The sequence below is a fragment of the Sphingopyxis sp. L1A2A genome (assembly GCF_005502465.1).
GTDB lineage: Bacteria > Pseudomonadota > Alphaproteobacteria > Sphingomonadales > Sphingomonadaceae > Sphingopyxis.
The window spans coordinates 59735-79240 of record NZ_SCOT01000009.1; the positions used below are offsets into that span (position 1 = coordinate 59735).

The 19506-nt window shown below is 64.9% G+C and carries 16 protein-coding genes; all 16 read left to right on the plus strand.

Annotation, left to right across the window (positions count from 1 at the left end):
- Positions 1 to 21 precede the first annotated feature (21 nt).
- The 16 genes from hisG (at position 22) to FFS68_RS08090 (ending at position 19468) form a co-directional block, all read left to right on the plus strand.
- Positions 22 to 684, plus strand: coding sequence for an ATP phosphoribosyltransferase (gene hisG / locus FFS68_RS08015; protein WP_137752666.1), 663 nt, complete (start codon positions 22 to 24; stop codon positions 682 to 684).
- Entirely contained in the window at positions 671 to 1963 is a 1293-nt protein-coding gene (gene hisD, locus FFS68_RS08020) for a histidinol dehydrogenase (protein ID WP_137752667.1), read from the plus strand. Before hisG ends, hisD begins: the two co-directional genes overlap by 14 nt.
- Before the next feature lie 10 nt (positions 1964 to 1973).
- Positions 1974 to 2423, plus strand: coding sequence for a transcription antitermination factor NusB (gene nusB, locus FFS68_RS08025; protein WP_137752668.1), 450 nt, complete (start codon positions 1974 to 1976; stop codon positions 2421 to 2423).
- A gap of 83 nt (positions 2424 to 2506) precedes the next feature.
- Complete coding sequence (gene thiL / locus FFS68_RS08030) at positions 2507 to 3436, plus strand: thiamine-phosphate kinase (protein WP_137752669.1); 930 nt, start codon at positions 2507 to 2509, stop codon at positions 3434 to 3436.
- 181 nt (positions 3437 to 3617) lie between these two features.
- Entirely contained in the window at positions 3618 to 5735 is a 2118-nt protein-coding gene (locus FFS68_RS08035; protein ID WP_137752709.1) for a sodium-translocating pyrophosphatase, read from the plus strand.
- A 502-nt stretch (positions 5736 to 6237) separates the two neighbouring features.
- Positions 6238 to 6606, plus strand: a complete 369-nt coding sequence (locus FFS68_RS08040; protein ID WP_137752670.1) for a BlaI/MecI/CopY family transcriptional regulator — start codon at positions 6238 to 6240, stop codon at positions 6604 to 6606.
- Positions 6603 to 8288, plus strand: a complete 1686-nt coding sequence (locus tag FFS68_RS08045) for a M56 family metallopeptidase (protein WP_137752671.1) — start codon at positions 6603 to 6605, stop codon at positions 8286 to 8288. Before FFS68_RS08040 ends, FFS68_RS08045 begins: the two co-directional genes overlap by 4 nt.
- A gap of 364 nt (positions 8289 to 8652) precedes the next feature.
- Positions 8653 to 9570 (plus strand): MBL fold metallo-hydrolase, encoded by a 918-nt coding sequence (locus FFS68_RS08050; protein ID WP_137752672.1) that lies wholly within the window; start codon positions 8653 to 8655, stop codon positions 9568 to 9570.
- A 1-nt stretch (position 9571) separates the two neighbouring features.
- On the plus strand, positions 9572 to 10375 hold the full coding sequence (locus tag FFS68_RS08055) for a hypothetical protein (protein ID WP_137752673.1): 804 nt from the start codon (positions 9572 to 9574) through the stop codon (positions 10373 to 10375).
- Complete coding sequence (locus FFS68_RS08060) at positions 10372 to 11019, plus strand: DUF4230 domain-containing protein (protein ID WP_137752674.1); 648 nt, start codon at positions 10372 to 10374, stop codon at positions 11017 to 11019. The genes FFS68_RS08055 and FFS68_RS08060 overlap by 4 nt, the downstream gene beginning before the upstream one ends.
- Positions 11020 to 11086: 67 nt before the next feature.
- Positions 11087 to 11800 carry an adenylate cyclase gene (locus FFS68_RS08065; protein WP_137752675.1) on the plus strand — a complete coding sequence of 238 codons (714 nt, stop codon included), beginning with the start codon at positions 11087 to 11089 and terminating at the stop codon, positions 11798 to 11800.
- A 70-nt stretch (positions 11801 to 11870) separates the two neighbouring features.
- Positions 11871 to 12860, plus strand: coding sequence for a quinolinate synthase NadA (gene nadA / locus FFS68_RS08070; protein WP_137752676.1), 990 nt, complete (start codon positions 11871 to 11873; stop codon positions 12858 to 12860).
- 961 nt (positions 12861 to 13821) lie between these two features.
- Positions 13822 to 14085, plus strand: coding sequence for a GlsB/YeaQ/YmgE family stress response membrane protein (locus tag FFS68_RS08075; protein WP_037512925.1), 264 nt, complete (start codon positions 13822 to 13824; stop codon positions 14083 to 14085).
- Between the two features lie 154 nt (positions 14086 to 14239).
- A complete protein-coding gene (locus tag FFS68_RS08080) occupies positions 14240 to 14509 on the plus strand; it encodes a GlsB/YeaQ/YmgE family stress response membrane protein (RefSeq protein ID WP_137752677.1) in 270 nt (89 codons plus the stop codon).
- 322 nt (positions 14510 to 14831) lie between these two features.
- Positions 14832 to 16013, plus strand: coding sequence for an efflux RND transporter periplasmic adaptor subunit (locus FFS68_RS08085; protein ID WP_137752710.1), 1182 nt, complete (start codon positions 14832 to 14834; stop codon positions 16011 to 16013).
- A 38-nt stretch (positions 16014 to 16051) separates the two neighbouring features.
- The gene (locus FFS68_RS08090; protein ID WP_137752678.1) at positions 16052 to 19468 is read left to right on the plus strand and encodes an efflux RND transporter permease subunit; all 3417 of its coding nucleotides are present in this window, start codon (positions 16052 to 16054) and stop codon (positions 19466 to 19468) included.
- Positions 19469 to 19506: the final 38 nt, after the last annotated feature.

Sequence of the window (19506 nt, forward strand, 5' to 3'; positions counted from 1 at the left end):
CCGCCTATGTGCGCGACGCTTATGCCCGAACCGATCATCTTTGCCATCCCCAAGGGACGCATCCTCGACGAGGCGCTGCCGCTGCTCGCGCGCGTCGGGATCGAGCCCGCGGCGGATTTCTTTGACAAGAACAGCCGCGCGCTGGTGTTCGCGACGAACCAGCCGCATATTTCGCTGATCCGCGTGCGCGCGTTCGACGTGGCGACCTTTGTGGCGCATGGCGCGGCGCAGCTGGGCATCGTCGGGTCCGATGTCGTCGACGAGTTTGACTATAGCGAGCTGTATGCGCCGGTCGATCTGGGCATCGGCCATTGCCGCCTGTCGCTCGCCGGGCCTGCCGACGCACCGCCGCCGGGGCTGGGTGAAAGCCATATCCGCGTCGCGACCAAATATCCCGCGACGACGCGCCGCTGGTTCGCCGCCCAGGGCATCCAGGCCGAGTGCATCAAGCTGAACGGGGCGATGGAGATCGCGCCGAAGCTGGGGCTCGCTTCGCATATCGTCGACCTGGTTTCGACGGGGCGGACGCTGGTCGAGAACGCACTCGCCGAGCAGGTGATCATCAGCGACGTGTCGGCGCGGCTGATCGTCAATCGCGCCGCGTTCAAGCTGCGCTCGGCCGAGGTTCCGGCGCTGGTCGAGCGGTTCCGCATGGCGGTGGGGCAGGGTGATGCGGCGGTTTGATGCCTCCGAACCCGGCTTTGCGGCGGCGTTCGACGCGCTGGTCAATGATCGGCGCGAAAGCGATTCGGATGTGTCGAGCGACGTCGCGGCGATCATCGCGCGGGTAAAGGCCGACGGCGACGCCGCGCTGGCCGATTTTACCGCCAGGTTCGACCGCTTCGATCTCGACGCGAGCGGGTGGAGTATTTCTAAGGAAGACTGCGCCGCGGCCTATGAGGCGCTGGCGCCCGAATTGCGTGACGCGCTCAATCTCGCCGCGGACCGCATCCGTGCCTATCACGCTGCGCAGCTGCCCGAAGACCGCGACTATCGCGATGCGACGGGAGCGCGCCTCGGCGCGCGCTGGAACGCGGTCGATGCGGCGGGGGTCTATGTTCCCGGCGGCCGCGCCGCTTACCCCTCGTCGGTGCTGATGAACATCCTGCCGGCGAAGGTCGCGGGGGTCGGCCGCATCGTGATGATGACCCCGACGCCGGGCGGCGAAATCAACCCAGTGGTCATGGCCGCGGCGCATATCGGCGGGGTCGATGAAATCTGGCGGATCGGCGGGGCGCAGGCGGTTGCGGCGTTGGCCTATGGCACCGACCGTATCGCCCCGGTCGACGTCGTAACCGGCCCCGGCAACGCGTGGGTCGCCGAGGCGAAGCGGCAAGTCTATGGCGTCGTCGGCATCGACATGGTCGCGGGGCCGAGCGAGATCGTCGTCGTCGCTGACGGGCAGAACGAACCACATATCATCGCCGCCGATCTGCTCAGCCAGGCCGAGCATGATCCGACGAGCCAGTCGATCCTGTTCACCGACGATGCGGATTTTGCCGACGCCGTGGTGGCAGCAATAGAGCATCAGATTCCTAATCTGACGACCGCCGCGACGATGCGCGCCAGCTGGGACACCAATGGCGCCATCGTCATCGTGCCGACGCTTGCCGACGCGATCCCGCTCTGCGACCGGCTCGCGCCCGAACATCTCGAACTCGCGGTCGATGCCGCCGAGGCCGACGCGCTGTTTGCCAAAGTGCGCCACGCCGGGTCGGTCTTTCTGGGCCGTCAGACCCCCGAAGCGATCGGCGATTATGTCGCGGGTCCGAACCATGTCCTGCCCACCGGCCGCCGCGCCCGTTTTTCGAGCGGGCTGTCGGTCAGCGATTTCATGAAGCGCACCAGCTTCCTCGCGCTCGACGAAGCCAGCCTTGCCGCGATCGGTCCGGCCGCGGTCGCGCTCGCGGGGGCCGAGGGGCTTCCCGCCCACGCGCTTTCGGTCCGCCAGCGTCTCAGCTAAGAAAAGAACCATGAACAAACGCTCTCAGTCTCGCTCTGCCGCCCGTCTCGCCGCCGTCCAGGCGCTTTATCAGCATGAGATGGAAGCGACCCCGGTCGCCAAGCTGATCCACGAATTTCACCAGCACCGCATCGGCGCGACGATCGAGGACGCCGAATATGCCGGCGCCGACACCGAATTTTTCGACGATATCGTGAAAGGCACGCTGGCGCGGTCCGAAGAGATTGACGCGGCGATCATCACGCGGCTGGCGAGCGGCTGGTCGATGGAGCGGCTCGACCGCACGATGAAGGCGATCCTGCGCGCCGGCGCCTATGAACTGATGGCGCGCGGCGACGTGCCGGTCGGCGCGGTGGTCAGCGAATATGTCGATGTCGCGAAAGCGTTCTTCGACGCGCGCGAGGCGGGGTTTGCCAATGGCCTGCTCGATGCGATCGGCAAGGATGTGCGGGCGAAATAGTGAAATATCCTCCCCATCGCAAGTCGATGGGGAGGATCGCACGGTGTCTATTATACCGCTGCGGTATCCCCTAAGCTCAGCCCATGTCCGAAGCCGATTTCATCGCCCGCCTCCGCGCCATAGCGACCGACCCCGCCGCGCGCGGGCTCGCCGATGACGCTGCCGAGTGGGAGGGGCTGGTGCTGACGCACGACATGATCGTCGAGGGCATCCATTTTCTGCCCGACGACACGCCGCAGGACGTCGCGTGGAAACTCGTGGCGGTGAATCTGTCGGATATGGCCGCCAAGGGCGCGGCGCCGATCGGCGTCCTCGTCGGTTACACCCTGGGCGACGATGCGTGGGACGCGGCGTTTGTCGACGGGCTCGATCTGGTGCTGCGCCGCTTTGGTATCATCCTGCTCGGCGGCGATACGGTGCGGGTGCCAGCGGGGGCGCCGCGCAGTTTCGGCCTGACCGCGATCGGCCGGGCGCCGCCGGGCGGCGCGCCCTCGCGCAGCGGCGCGCGGCCGGGCGATCAGCTGTGGGTCACCGGTTCGATCGGCAACGCTGGGCTGGGGCTGGCGATGCGGCTGGGGCAGATCGACCCGAACGAAACCTGCCTGGCCGCCTACAGCCGCCCGCAGCCGCAGCTGACGTTCGGACAGGCGCTGGTGCCGCACGTCCATGCGATGATGGATGTGTCCGACGGCCTGTTGATCGACGCGCAGCGGATGGCGGTCGCCAGCGGATGCGAGTTTGTGTTGATGCTCGAGGCGATGCCGCTGTCGGCGGCGCTGCTCGCGGTGCGGCCCGATGTGGTCGACACCCGGCTCGCCGCCGCGAGTGCGGGCGACGATTATCAGCTGCTGTTCGCGGCAGACCCCGGCGCCGCGGCGGCGATCCGCGAGATCGCAACCGGGTTGAACGTGGCGGCAACGCCGATCGGTCATGCCGGGGTGGGCGAGGGAATCACGCTGACACACCGGGCTCAGCGGCTTGCGCTGCCCGAGCGTCTTGGTTTCACGCACTGACGCGAAATCGTTACAAAAGTGCCGAAAAACCGGGGTTGCCCTTGGCTTTCTTTCTTCCCATAACGCGGCGTCCAAATTTAGGGGCGGTCGCATCAGGGGAGAGGGCGAACCGGCAATATAAGTCGGACGTGCTCGACTGTTCACCTGACTCCGCCCCGCTCAATGGGGAAGGAAATTCATGATTGATCCGGTTATGATCGCGATAGCGTGCGGCCTTATCGCCGTGCTCTATGGCTTCATTACCTCCCGCCAGGTGCTCAGCGCCTCGCCGGGTAATGAAAAGATGCAGGAAATTGCCGCCGCCATCCAGGAAGGCGCCAAAGCCTATCTGGGCCGCCAATATCGCACCATCGCCATCGTCGGCGTCGTCGTCGCCATTCTCGTCGGAATTTTCCTCGGCGCGATTTCGGCGACGGGCTTTGTCATCGGCGCCGTCCTGTCGGGGGTTGCCGGTTTCGTCGGCATGAACATTTCGGTGAAAGCCAACGTCCGCACCGCGGCCGCGGCGCAGACCGGGCTGCAGGCCGGTCTGACCATGGCGTTCCGCGCCGGGGCGATAACCGGCATGCTGGTGGCGGGGCTTGCTCTGCTCGCGATCTCGGTCTTTTTCTGGTATCTGATCGGTCCCGGCGGCTTCACCGTTGGTGGTGAGGATCGCACTGTCGTCGACGCGCTCGTTGCGCTCGCGTTCGGCGCCTCGCTGATCTCGATCTTTGCGCGTCTGGGCGGCGGTATCTTTACCAAGGCCGCCGACGTCGGCGCCGATCTGGTCGGCAAGGTCGAGGCGGGCATCCCCGAGGATGACCCACGCAACCCCGCGGTGATCGCCGATAACGTCGGCGACAATGTGGGCGATTGCGCCGGTATGGCCGCGGATCTGTTTGAAACCTATGTCGTCACCGTCGGCGCCACCATGGTGCTGATGGCGCTGCTGCTGAAGGGCGCGGGCGACATGTTGTTGCCGCTGATGAGTCTGCCGCTGTTGATGGGCGGCGTCTGCATCATCACCTCGATCATCGGGACTTACTTTGTCCGCCTCGGTGGCGGCAAGAATGTCATGGGCGCGATGTACAAGGGCTTCCTGGTCACCGCGGTCCTCTCGGTCCCGGCGATCTGGTTCTCGACCAGCTATGTCCTGAAAGGCGACATGGCGACCGACATCACCGGCCAGACGTTCAATGGCAACGACCTGTTCTATTGCTCGCTGCTCGGCCTGATCATCACCGGGCTGATCATCTGGATCACCGAATATTACACCGGCACCAACTATCGCCCGGTGCGCTCGATCGCCAAGGCGTCGGAAACCGGCCATGGCACCAACGTCATCCAGGGTCTGGCGATCAGCCTGGAATCGACCGCGGCGCCGACGCTGGTCATCTGTGCCGGCATCATCGCCGCGTTCCAGATCGCGGGCATCGTTGGTATCGCCTTTGCGGCCACCGCCATGCTGGCGCTCGCCGGCATGGTCGTCGCGCTCGACGCCTATGGTCCGGTCACCGACAACGCCGGCGGCATCGCCGAAATGGCGGGGCTCGATGATTCGGTGCGCGAAAAGACCGACCTGCTCGACGCCGTGGGCAACACGACCAAGGCGGTGACCAAGGGCTATGCGATCGGTTCGGCGGGTCTGGCGGCGCTGGTGCTGTTCGGCACTTATACGGCCGACATCACCGAATATTCGGCCAAGCTCGGGTTGACCGAGCCGCTGACTTTCTCGCTGTCGTCGCCTTATGTCATCGTCGGGCTGCTGCTCGGCGCACTGTTGCCGTACCTCTTCGGTGCGTTCGGCATGACCGCGGTCGGCCGCGCGGCGGGCGAGGTGGTCAAGGATGTTCGCGACCAGTTCAAGAACAACCCCGGCATCATGACTTATGAGAGCAAGCCCGACTATGCGCGGACGGTTGATCTGGTGACCAAGGCGGCGATCAAGGAAATGATCATCCCGTCGTTGCTTCCGGTGCTGGCACCGATCGTCGTGTTCTTCGTGATCCGCGCTGTTGCGGGTCCGGCTGCGGCGCTCGAAGCGCTCGGTGCGCTCCTGCTTGGTGTCATCGTCAGCGGCCTGTTCGTCGCCATCTCGATGACCTCGGGCGGCGGTGCATGGGACAATGCGAAGAAGTATATCGAAGACGGCAACCACGGCGGCAAGGGCAGCGAGGCCCATAAGGCCGCGGTGACCGGCGACACCGTCGGCGATCCGTACAAGGATACCGCGGGTCCGGCGGTCAACCCGATGATCAAGATCACCAACATCGTGGCGATCCTGCTCCTCGCGGCGCTGGCGAACGGCGCGGTTTAGGCCGCACCGCCTGCGGGCAATAGAAGGCCCCGTCGGAGCGATCCGGCGGGGCTTTTTTATGCGACGGCTTTGGGGCGGGCAGCGGCTCGTTCGGTCGTGAACGGACATCGTCCTCGTTTCGCTTTGATTGGGCGAACGTCCGATGCGATTGGCGGAACGAGCGTCCGGGGGGCGGGGCCTTTCGGCCGCTCCGCCCCCCGTCTGCATCGGGGGTAAGTGAGGATTTCCCGGTGGGGGCAGGGGGCATCAGGGACCAGACCGATGCCCCCCACCGCTCCATTGAGCGGAACACTCGGGAACATCTGATACTATTCAATTGCCGTGCCAATTTGCCGCGGCGATGGATATGCGCGAGTCACGGTGGTTAGCGATTCCTTACCGCTGGCGCCGCTTGTCAAAAATCCCGACACTTTCCCGTTCAGCTTCGTTCATCGACCATTCAGCCCATTGACTACATTTGTAGTCGCATCGCAAATCGGCGGTGCCAATGGGAGGGGTTCTGATGGCGGAACGAGCAAGCGAGTCGGAGATGCAGGTGCTGTCGGCGCTGTGGGACGACGCCCCGCAGACCGCGGCCGACCTGACCAACCGCATCGGCAAAACCAATGGCTGGACGCAGGCGACGGTCAAGACCCTGCTCGCGCGGCTGGTCCAGAAGGGCGCGGTGACCGCCGCCGCCGACGGCCGCCGGTACCTCTATAGCCCCGCGATCGAGCGCGCCGACGCCGTCGGGGAGGAATCGCAGCGTTTTGTCGACCGCCTGTTCGGCGGCCGCGTCAGCCCACTGATCGCCCATCTCGCCGATCGCGAGGCGCTGACCGACACCGACATCGCCGAGATCGAGGCGCTGCTGCGGAGGCTCAAGTCATGAGCGCCGCGACATGGATGCAGGTGTGGAGCGACACGCTGCTCACCACCGGGCTGCTCGTCCTGGCGGTGCTGCTGGTCCGCAAGCCGTTCGCGCGCCATTTCGGGCCGCGGCTGGCGTATAGCCTGTGGCTGATCCCGGCGCTGCGGCTGGTGCTGCCGCCGCTGCCGTTCGCCGATCCCGTGGCGGCGCCCGACAGCGGCGAAGCCATGCTGGTTGCGGTCGATATGGCAATGACCGCCCCGGTGATCCCGGCCTGGTCGATCGCCGATGCGATGCCCTATGTCTTTGTTTTATGGGCGATGGGCATGGCCGCAGTGCTCGCGATGGCGCTGCTGTCGCACCGCCGCTTCCGCGCCGAGGTGCTCGCCGAAGCGGTCGAGCTTGCGCCGATCGGGACGATCCGGCTGGTGATGACCGACGCGGTCGACGGCCCCGTCGCCTTTGGCCTGTGGCATCGTATCGTCGCGGTGCCGCAGGATTTCTTTGCCCGCTATGCCGCCGACGAGCGCGCGCTCGCGGTCGATCATGAGCTGGCGCACCACCGGCACGGCGATTTGTGGGCCAATGCCGCGGCGCTCGTGCTGCTGGCGTCGCAATGGTTCAATCCGTTCGCGTGGCGCGCGATCCGCGCCTTTCGCTTCGATCAGGAGGCGGCGTGCGACGCGCGCGTGCTGACACTGGTCGATGGCGGGGCCGACCAGGACGCGCGCGGCGAGCGCACCGCACGCTATGCGACCGCAATTGCCAAGGCAGCCGTCGGTTCGCGGCTGTCGCTGGCGGCGCCGATGGCGGTTCACGATAATTTGCAGGAGAGGCTGACGATGTTGATGCGGAGGGATATTTCGAAACAGCGCGGGCTGGCGGGCCGGGTGCTGATCGGTGGGGCAACGCTGGCGGTGCTGGCGACGACCGCGACGCTGGTGCCGGCGGGGATCGTCACGGCGACGGCGCAGACGGTCGATATGGGCGAGCCGCCCGCGCCGCCACTGCCGCCCGAGGCACCGCTACCCCCCGAAGCGCCCGACGCCCCGGATGCCCCCGCCGCCCCAGAGGTCACGGTCTTCACCGACCACAGCGAAGACGTCACCACCGACAAGGATGGGAAAAAACGCGAAGTGCATCGCATCGTCATCCGCCGCGACGGCGATGGTGAGGGCAAGGCACCGATGGTGATGTTTGCGCCCGCCGACGGCAAGGACAAGCTGCGCCGTATCGACGTCCGCATGCCGGGCAGCCTGTCGCGCGACGATGTGCTCGCGACGCTGAAGGAACAGGGCATCACCGGCCAGCAGGCCGAGGCGATCGCCGACAAGCTGGAAGCGAAACGCAAGGAACGGTTGCGCACGGTGCTGGCCCCGATGCCGCCGATGCCCCCCATGCCGCACGGCGCCTGGTCGTCGGTGCATGGTCAGACGATGGTGCTGGGCAAGTGCGGCGACAGCAAAAAAGCGGCGCCGATCGTCAACCGCGACGAGAGCGACGGCAACAAGCGCAGCCGCGTCGTCATGTTTGCCTGCAACGACAGCGCCGAAGGCAAAGCGGCGCGGCTGTCGGCGCTCAAGAAAGCGCGCGAAGCCTTTGCCGAGGGCGAGCGTGCGCGCGGCCTGTCCGACGACATGCGCGCCAAGGTCGCCGCCGATCTGGACAAGGCGATCGCCGACTTCGAGAAATCGGACCACTAGGCCCGAACAGCTTCCGCGCCAGCCTTTGCTCCCCGGTGGGGCTGGCGGCAGGGGCGGGAAAGGGAGCGGGCGACCGCTCCCTTTTTCGTGTGGGTGGTCGAAATATTGTGCTTTGGGGTGGGGATCGAACATCGCTGATCCTCCCCATCGACTTGCGATGGGGAGGGGGACCGCTCGCGAAGCGAGTGGTGGAGGGGCAGCAACGCTGCGTCGTTACCCCTCCGTCAGCGCTTCGCGCTGCCACCTCCCCATCGCAAGTCGATGGGGAGGATCGTTAGGTCTGCGATCGCCCGCAACCGGCCATTATCTGAAATGATCGCCGCCACCCCTTTCGTTCCGCCCCCCGCAATGCCACATGAGGTCCATGAGCGAAGAAAAGCCCTGGCCCGACAGCATCCGCGCCGGCGATTGCGAGCAGCATGAGCCGCTCGTCCGCCGCGTGCTGGCGCCGAACCCGTCGCCCTATACTTTTACCGGCACCCAGACGTGGATCGTCGGCGCGGGCAGCGATGTTGCGGTGATCGATCCGGGGCCAACCGGATCGGGGATGAGCATCGGTGATCCCGCCGACATCAATGGCATCGGCCATGTCGATGCCATCCTGCGCGCGACCCGCGGCCAGCGCGTCACTGCGATCCTGTGCACCCACACCCACCGCGACCACAGCCCCGCCGCGGCGCCGTTGAAAGCCGCGACCGGCGCGCCGATCATCGGCTGCGCGCCGCTGGCGATCCGCGACGACGGTCCGCGCGCCGATTCGGCGTTCGATCCCGATTACGCCCCCGATCGGGTGTTGACCGACGGCGAGCGGATTTCGGGGGGCGGGTGGACAATCGAGGCGGTGGCGACACCGGGCCACACGTCGAACCACCTCTGTTTTGCGCTGCTCGAAAGCGGCGCGCTGTTCACCGGCGATCATGTCATGGCGTGGTCGACCAGCGTCGTCAGCCCGCCCGATGGCGACATGGCGGCCTATATGGCCAGCCTGTCGAAGCTGTATGAGCGGGGCGACCGCATCTATTATCCCGCGCACGGCCCCGCGGTGACCAAGCCGCGGCAGCTTGTCCGCGGCATGCTGGGGCACCGCAAGCAGCGCGAGCGGCAGATTGTGCGCGAGCTGGAAAAGGGAACCCGGGTCATCCCGGCGATGGTCGCGCATATGTACAAGGGGCTAGACCCGCGGCTGACCGGCGCCGCCGGACGTTCGGTGCTCGCGCATCTGTTCGACCTGCGCGCGCGCGGCGTGGTGCGCGAACGTGATGACGAATGGGAACTTGCCTGACATGCTTTTGACGATGCTGCTCGCCGCCGCGCAGCCCGCCGCCGACACCGCGCCCGCCGCCGCGCAATCGCGCATTATGGACCTGATCGCCCGCGAAGGCGGCCAGCATTGCCTGCCCGAAGGTCAGCTATGTTTCGAACTGTCGAACAGTGCCGACACGGGTGAGGGGCCAGCCAGTCTGATTGTTTCTTTCCCGGGGTCAGGCGATACCGGAAAAACCTCGCTGCCGCTCCCCGCCTTTGCGGATGATCCACAAGGGTTGCGGCTGTGGCCGCAAATCGTCTCGGTGCGCAGCGGCGACGAAGCTGACGGGCGGGAAGGGCTGGAGATGCTGGTCGGGGTGATCGGTGAGCAGCGCGCGATGTATTCGGGTGGCGGCGGTTCGGGCGCGCGGCTTCACCTGCTGCGCTTTGGCATGGCGCCACACGCGATCGGGCTTAGCGGCGAAGTGCTCGATGTTGTCTGGAACAGCGCGCTGATGATCCGCGCCTGTTTTTCCGAGCAGGACGCGAAGGACCGGCTCGACGCCTGCCACGACGAATATGAATTCAAAGCGGTGCTGAAACCCGGTCCGGACGATGGCGGCGAATTGCCGCCGCTGACCTATCGCAGCTTTGCCACCGCCTATCCGCAGACGTCGCGGCGGAGCGAGGACAATAGCGGGCAGAAGCTCAAGAAGAGCGATCTCGCGCATTGGAAAGACGCCGAGTGCAGCTATGAACGCGTGCTGCGCCACAATCCTGCGACGGGCCGTTACGAAATGGATCGCCCCGCGCCCGATTGTTCGGTCTATACAACCCCATGACCTCGACTCCTTCCTCGCCCGCACCGCGCCTCGCCGGGCGCCTGATCCTGCTCGCTGCGGCGGCGATGCTCCTTCTTGCCGTGTGGTGGGCGGTATCGGCGTGGCGCGACTGGCAACGGGGCTATGACCCCGAAACCGTCGTGGCTGCGAGCCTGCAGGGTTTGCAGGAACAGAATATCCTCGTGCCGTTCACCGCGCGCTACGTTGCGGTTGTCACCTCGACGCAGAGCCGACTTGGGCTGAGCGCGAAAAAGACGCTGATCATGCCAGGCACGGTGCGTTATGAGGTCGATCTGGGCAAGCTCAAGCAAGCCGATCTCGACTGGGATGCCGCGACCAGGGCGCTGACCGTTACCCTGCCGCCGCTGCGGCTCGCGGGCCCCGAAATCGACCTCGATGCGATCAGCGAGTTTCGCGATGGCGCGATCCTGCTGACGCTGACCGACGCCGAAGCCTCGCTCGACGCCGCCAACCGCAAGGCGGCGCAGGCCGAACTGATCAAGCAGGCGAAGGGGGCGACCCCGATGCGGCTGGCCCAGGGCGCGGCGCGGGCGGCCATCGAGCAGAGTTTCGCGATGCCGCTCAAGGCCGCGGGCATCGACGCCACGGTCACCGCGCGCTTTGCCAATACCCCTGCTGGCTAGGCGGGCTTTCGCGCGGCGTCATCCTTCGCTAGTCTGGCCCCAATTCCGGCCGACTGGGGGGTGTGGCATGGCAACGACGGCAGCGGGCGCAGAGCGCGCCGAACTTTTCTGGCAGCGCATGGCAATCGGCCTCGCGCTTTTCATCATCCTCGGCTTCCTGCAATTCGCGTTGCGCGGTTTTGTCGATCCGGTCGCCGCGCCCTTCTGGGTGCACCTGCACGGCGGACTGATGCTCGCCTGGCTCGGGCTGCTGGTGGTGCAACCGACGCTGGTATCGCGGCAGAATATGGCGCTGCACCGGCGGCTCGGTTGGACCGGCGCCACGCTCGCGATCATCATCACCGGGCTGGGGATATTCACCGGGATCGCGTCGCTGGTGCTCGGCCGTTTTCCGCCCTTTTTCTCGCCGCCCTATTTTCTCGCGCTGACCTTCATCGAATCGCTGGTGTTCGGCTTGATGGTGTGGGCGGCGGTGCGGCGGCGCCACACGACGGCGTGGCACCGGCGGTTGATGATCGGGGCGACGATCATCATCCTCGAACCCGCGCTCGGCCGCATCCTGCCGATGCCGCTGATGATCGGCTGGTCCGACATTCCGATCGGGCTGATCCAGCTGGGCGTGGTCGGCATTATCGTGATGTATGACCGCCGGACGCTGGGCAGCGTGCATCCCGCAACAAAGGCGATCGCGGTGATTGTCATCGCGGTGCGGCTCACCATCTATCTGGTGGCTTTGACACCCCCTGTCATTGCGCTCGCGGACCGGCTGGTTGGCGGCTGACGCCGCGTTGCCCTGTCCGGGGTCGCGGTGTAGGGGGGTGGCCAAGGCAAAAGCCAGATAAGGAAAAGCGATGACTGCTCCCATCCGCGAGAATCTCTCGGGCGTTGACCTGCGCGCCGAAATCGAACGCCTGCGCAAGGACCGCAACGCGGTAATCCTGGCGCATTATTACCAAAAGCCCGAGATTCAGGATCTGGCCGATTTCGTCGGCGATTCGCTGGAGTTGTCGCGCAAGGCCGCCGACACCGACGCCGATGTCATCGCGTTCTGCGGCGTGAAGTTCATGGCCGAGACGGCAAAGATCCTGAGCCCCGAAAAGATCGTGATCCTGCCCGACATGGATGCCGGGTGCAGCCTGGAAGACAGCTGCCCGCCCGAACAGTTCAAACGCTTCCGCGAAAAGCACCCCGACCATATCGCGCTGACCTACATCAACTGCTCGGCGGCGGTGAAGGCGCTGAGCGACATCATCGTCACCTCGTCGAGCGCCGAGACGATCATCAGCCAGATTCCCGAAAACCAGCCGATCATCTTTGGCCCCGACCGCCATCTGGGCGGTTATCTCAACCGCAAGTTCGGGCGCGAGATGCTGCTGTGGCCCGGCGTGTGCATCGTCCACGAAGCGTTCAGCGAGACCGAGCTGATCAAGCTGAAGGCGCAGCACCCCGGCGCCCCGGTCGCGGCGCATCCCGAATGTCCGCCGCACATCGTCGACCATGCCGACTATGTCGGATCGACCAGCGGCATCCTGCAATTCGCCAAGAGCTTTCCCGGCGACACGCTGATTGTCGCCACCGAGCCGCACATCATCCACCAGATGGAGCTGGCGATCCCCGAAAAGACCTTCATCGGGGCGCCGGGCGCCGACGGCAACTGCAACTGCAACATCTGTCCGTATATGGCGCTCAACACGATGGAGAAACTCTACCTCGCGCTGCGCGACCTGAAACCGCAGATCGAGATGGAGGAAGGGCTGCGGCTGGCGGCACGCAAAAGCCTCGACCGGATGCTGGAGATGGCATCGGGGACGATCGGCAAGGGTGATCTGGGACGGGCGTGATCGCTGAAGCGAGTCGCGTTTTCGACTCGCTACCACGAGTCGGCGGAACGTCGACGGCTCGATAAGCGGCAAATTCGAATCCGAAAATGCTGCATGCTTGTTACAAAAATGCTGCACCGAATCCGCTTGTTGCTAATACCGGACTTATCCACAGCAGCCGACGTTCGGGAGGGGCATTTGGGCGTTTTTCGGTTGGCTGCCCGAATGCTTCATGTCAGCTTCAAATCATCGGACGACAGAGACGAAAGACCGCCGGGACATCAAGGGTAGTTGCAAGACTAGCCAGAAGAGAACGGACTGGTTTTACGAGGAAATCGACCGATAGCCTGGTCACGGAACGTAGCGATTCCCACGAGTTGATGCGGACCCGATCGGGTACAGGAAATGCAGTCCATCGCTTGGAACGGCGACTGCTTCGGCAGAGACCCGGAAGAGATGATGAAGGGCTTTCCAGGTGCGGCCGGCCCCCGAAAGGGGGCCGACCAAACCGTCGCCGGATTGTTCCGGCGTGCGCCGCAACGCATCGTTTTGCGGGCTGCTGATCGCAAGAGAAGCGGACCGGGATGGAGTGAGGCGGAGTACGTGGGGCAAAGCCGGATAGTGGGGGTTGGCAGCGATGTCGGCCCCCATTTCGTTTGGCATTTCGTTTGGGTGCAGCGCGCGGCGCCGCCCGGCCCCCCGATTTTCTCCACCCCATTTTCCGAGTTTATTTCCGCATCTGTGACGTCCGTCACATCGCGGTCAAACAAGGCTGCTTAACCCGGTCGTTGCGACCCGGAGCAGTTCTTGATCTGGAACTGATCCCACTTTCCCGGCCGCGCCCGTTCGGGCCGGCCGGGAACCTTTCGCTCCCCTTCCGCATTATCTTCGCATCGTTGAAACGATGTCCGGGCGCGACCGGACGTTTGAAAATGCTTCGCCGGGTGTCGGCGTCTGCCCGGCGGTTCAGGAAGGGATTAACATGGGTTTGATTATCACTTTGATCGTCGGCGGCATCATCGGTTGGCTGGCGAGCATCGTCATGCGCACCGATGCGCAGCAAGGCATCATATTGAATGTCGTCGTCGGCATTGTCGGGGCGTTCCTCGGCAATTTCCTCGGCAGCTTTTTCGGTATGGGCGCCAGCCTCGACACCTTCAGCCCGATCGGCCTGTTGTGGGCGTTCATCGGTGCGGTGGTACTGCTCGGCATCGTCAACCTGGTTCGCCGCGGCAGCGTTCGTTAAGTAAAACGGCATGGCGGCGGTGCGGGGTCGCACCGCCGCCATTCTGCCGCGCCTATCCCGCCGAGCCATAGTGCTAGGCGATTTCAAATATCTGGGTTACCAAAGACATGCCCGCAATGTCGGGCGACACCAATGATCGTAGGGGGTCAATATCATGGATTTCATTATCGCAATCGTCATGGGCGGCGTTATCGGCTGGCTGGCCAGCATCGTGATGCGCACCGATGCCCAGCAGGGCATTTTCCTGAACATCATCGTCGGCTGTATCGGCTCGATCCTCGGTCGCTTTCTGTTCGGCCAGTTTCTGGGCGGCGGTCACCTGCGCGGTAACGCCTTTGACCCGATGACCCTGCTCACCGCCTTTATCGGTGCGGTCGTGCTGCTCGCCATCGTCAACCTCGTGCGGCGCGGTCGCGTTCGCTGAAACGATCGACAAACCGGCCTTTGATCCTTTGGGATTGGCCGGATCAAAGGGTGGCGGGCCGACAGGCGCGCCGCCCTTTTTCATGTCCGCAACCACTGGAAATCGCGGCGATACCCGCTTATGAACCACGCGCCGAGGGGGCGGTGAGGCGGCGAAGTTTGACCTCTTGCCAGCGGTGGTTTAATTAGGTAATACACCTCATACGGGATTTCGGTCCTGTCGTGCGGGTCTGAGGGGGCGAAGCGCTGTCGCGCTTGCCGCATCGGCTGCCGCACCGGGCAGGAAGGCATTCGGCGTGAACTACGAGCGGAAAGTGGATGTGATGGACAGCCTCGCGGGTTCGACCCAGAGCTATTATGAAGAGGCGGACAGCCGCCGCAAGCGGACGTGGCTGATCATTGCCGTGGTGCTGATGGCATTGGCGCTGGCGGCGACCTGGTACGCGTTCAGTTCCAGCAAGGATGGCGCCGCCGGAGCAGATGGCGCGGCGGGCGGCGCGGGCGCCGCAGCCGTCCCCAGCATCACGGTCGTCATTCCCGGCCGCCAGTCGGTCCAGTCGACGATCTCGACCAACGGCACGATCGCGGCGCGCCGCGAAATGCCGGTCGGCGTCGCCGGTGAGGGCGGACAGGTTGTCCGCGTTCTGGTCGAGCCCGGCCAGTGGGTCGGTGCCGGACAGCCGCTCGCGGTCATCGATCGGTCGGTTCAGGCGCAGCAGGCCGCCAGCCTCGCCGCCTCGATCCGCGTCGCGCAGGCCGATGCCGACCTGGCGCAGGCCGAATTGACCCGCGCCGACGCGCTGGTGGCGCGCGGCTTTATTTCCAAGGCCGACATGGACCGCAAGCGCGCGACCCGCGACGCCGCCAATGCGCGCGTCCGCGTCGCGCAGGCCCAATATGCCGAGGCGCAGGCGCGCAACGGCCGGCTCAACATCGTCGCGCCCGCGGCAGGCCTGGTGCTGACGCGCGGCGTCGAGCCCGGGCAGATTGTCGGCGCCGGCAGCGGTGTCTTGTTCCGCATGGCGCGCGGCGGCGAAATGGAATTGCTGGCCCAGATGGCCGAAGCCGATCTGCAGCGGGTGCGCGTCGGTACACGCGCGACGATCAGCCCGGTCGGCACCAATTTGCAGATCGCGGGTCAGGTGTGGCAGGTTTCGCCGGTCATCAATCCCGACACGCGGCAGGGCATGGTCCGCATCGCGGTGCCGTATAGCGCGGCGCTCCGCCCCGGCGGCTTTGCCGACGCGCGGCTGGTGTCGGGGACCGAAGAAGCGCCGCTGCTGCCCGAAAGCGCGGTGCAGAGCGGCCCCGAAGGCAGTTATGTGCTGATCGTCGATGGCAAGAACATAATCCAGCGCCGTGCGGTCAAGGTCGGCACGATCACCGACGACGGCGTGTCGATCGCATCGGGTCTGGCAGGCAATGAACGCGTGGTTGTGCTCGCCGGTGCCTTCCTGAACGTCGGCGACAAGGTGAAGCCGGTGGTCCAGAAATCGTCGCAATAACTATCCTCGGTCGCGTGCGCACAAAAGGCGTTTGAATCATGAGCTTTCGCAACATTTCCGCCTGGTGCATTCGCAATCCGGTGCCGCCGGTCGTCATGTTCGTACTGTTGATGCTGGCGGGGATCGTCAGTTTCAACCGGATGGACGTCAACGACAATCCCGACATCGAATTCCCCGCGGTGCAAGTCATCGTCGTTCAGCCGGGTGCGGCGCCGACCGAACTCGAGACGCAAGTCACCCAGCGTGTCGAGGCGGCGGTGCGCGGCGTCAGCGGCGTCGACGAAATGTCTTCCTATGTCAGCGAAGGCAGCAGCCGGACGATGGTGCAGTTTGCGATCGGTACACCGATCGACCGTGCCTATAATGACGTCAATCAGGCGGTTCAGCAGATCCGCAGCGACCTGCCCGACGGCATCCTCGAACCGCAAGTCGTGCGTGTCGACATCGCCGGCGGCCCGATCACCTATTTTGCGGTCGAAGCGTCCGACATGACGCTCGAGCAGCTGTCCTGGTATGTCGACAATACGGTGGCGAAAGAACTGCTGGCGATCCCCGGCATGAGCCAGGTGCGCCGTTCGGGCGGGGTCGATCGCGAAATTCGCGTCATCCTCGATCCGGCGCGGATGCAAAGCTATGGCCTGACCGCGAGCCAGGTGAACCAGCAGCTGCGCCAGACCAACGTCAACGCCGCCGGCGGTCGCACCGAAATCGCGGGTAGCGAACAGGCGGTGCGGGTGCTCGGCAACGCCGCCAACGCGCTCGATCTTGGCAATGCGCGCCTGTCGATCGGCAATGGCCGCACGGTGCGCCTGTCCGACGTCGCCAAGGTGACCGACGGCTATGCCGAACAGCGCAATCTGGCGAAGATCAAGGGCCGCCAGGTGCTCAGCTTCTCGATCGAAAAGGCCAAGGGTGCGTCCGACGTCACCGTCCATGACGAGACGATGAAGAAACTCGCGGAGATCAAGAAGGCGAACCCCAAGGTCGATTTCAAGATCCTGTTCACCCGCACCGAATATACCAAGGAACAATATCGCAGTTCGATGCTGGCGATGATCGAGGGCGCGGTGCTTGCCGTCGTGGTCGTGTTCCTGTTCCTGCGCGACTGGCGCGCAACGCTGATTTCGGCGCTTGCGATCCCGCTGTCCGCCATCCCGACCTTCTGGTTCATGGACATGATGGGCTTTTCGCTGAACAGCCTGTCGCTGCTTGCGCTCAGCCTGGTCGCGGGGGTGCTCGTCGACGACGCGATCGTCGAGATCGAAAATATCGTCAGGCACATGCGGATGGGCAAGACCGCCTATCAGGCGTCGATCGACGCCGCCGACGAAATCGGCCTGGCGGTGGTGGCGACGACGATGTCGATCGTCGCGGTGTTCCTGCCCGTCGCGCTGATGCCGGGTATTTCGGGGCAGTTTTTCGTCCAGTTCGGGATGACCGTCGTCTTTGCGGTGCTCGTCAGCCTGGCGGTCGCGCGCATGATCACGCCGATGATCGCCGCCTATTTCCTGTCGGCGCAGGGCGAGCAGGACCATGCCGCGGGACCGTGGGTCGATCGTTACGAGCGGCTGCTCGCCTGGACGCTCGACAGCACGAAGCAACAGGCGGTGCGGGCGCGGTACGACGGCACGTCAACCAAGATTGCCTATCTGGCAGTGCCGCTGGTGCTCGCCGGGCTCTATGTCCTGTTTTCGATCTTCTTTTATTTTCAGCCCGTCCCCGCCGGGCAGGATGGCCCCAATCCGGCGGTCCATTTCCTGGTGTTGACCCCGGTCATGGCGATCGTGACGTTCCTGGCGACCAGCTTGCTCGCCATTCTGGTCGGCGCGCTCGCTTATGTGATGGGTATGCGCCAATGGGCGTTCACCCATTGGGCAAAGTTCATGATCCAGCGTTTTTGGGCGCGCCTTCACGATCATCGCGTCTGGATTGTCGGGGTCGGGCTGCTCGCGTTCCTGTCGAGCATCGGCCTGTTCATGGTGCTGCCGCAGCAGTTCCAGCCGACGACCAACAGCGATTACAGCCAGGTGCGCTATGAGCTGCCGCCGGGTTCGACGCTGGCGCAGAGCGAGAATATCGTGCGGCAGATCGGCGACGTCCTCGACAACAGCCCGGTCGTCCAGACCGCTTTCTATGACGTCAATGTCGGCGGCGGCAACGCCTTTATCACGCTCAAGAAAGAGCGCGATTTGACCAGCGTCGAATGGGAACGCAGCCTGCAGCCGAAACTGGCGGCGATCCCCGATGCGCGGGTGTCGTTCCAAAGCCAGTCGGGCGGCTTTTCGGGCCGCGACATTACGATGGTCATCGGCGGCGACGATCCCGTAGCGCTGGAAAAACATGCCCGCACGATCGTCGCCCAGATGGGCGGGGTGAAGGAATTGCGCGCACCGCGCATCGAAGGCGATATTCCGCGCCCCGAAATCATCGTCAATCCGCGCATGGATCTGGCCGCCGAGCTTGGCGTGACGACGGCGGCGCTCAGCCAGACGATCCGCATCGCGACATTGGGCGACATCGATCAGAACGCGGCGAAATTCTCGCTGTCCGATCGCCAGATCCCGATCCGGGTGCTGCTGTCCGAAGATTCGCGCCGCAGCCTGGCGACGATCGAAAATCTGCCGGTGCCGACATCGCGCGGGACGACGGTGCCGCTGAAATCGGTCGCCGAGATCGGGTTCGGCGCGGGACCGACCGAATTGCGCCGGTACAACCAGACGCGGCGCATCGTCATCGGCGCCGACCTGGCGCCCGGGCTGGTGACCGGCGAAGCGCAGAAAAAGATCGATGCGCTGCCCGCGGTCAAAAATATGCCGCAGGGTATCCGCAAGGTCATTCAGGGCGACGCCAAATGGCAGGCCGAGCTGATCATGAACTTCATCATTGCGGTGGTGTCGGGGCTGCTGCTCGTCTTCTCGACGCTGGTGCTGCTCTATCGCCGTTTCCTGTCGCCGCTGGTCAATATGTCGTCGCTGCTGCTCGCGCCGCTCGGCGGGCTGCTGGGGCTGGCGATCACCGGCATGGAAATCTCGATGCCGGTTTACATCGGTCTGCTGATGCTGCTCGGCATCGTCGCCAAAAACTCGATCCTGCTCGTCGATTTCGCGATCGAGGAAATGGACCATGGCGTCAGCAAGATGGATGCGCTGCTCGATGCCGGGCGCAAGCGCGCCCAGCCGATCGTGATGACCACGGTCGCGATGGTCGCGGGCATGGTGCCGACGGCGATCTCGCTGTCGGGCGACGGGGCGTGGCGCGCGCCGATGGGCGTCGTCGTGATCGGCGGCCTGATCCTGTCGACGCTGCTGACGCTGCTCATCGTTCCGGCGGGCTTCAGTCTGGCCGACAGCATGGAAAAGCGCATGGGCCGCTTCTTCTCGCGCAATCTGCTCACCTATAAAAAGGGTGACGATACGAAACCGCATGGGGAACCGACGCCGCAGCCTGCCGAATGAGGCGACCCGCGCAAATGTGCTGCTTTGGTTGCAACTTT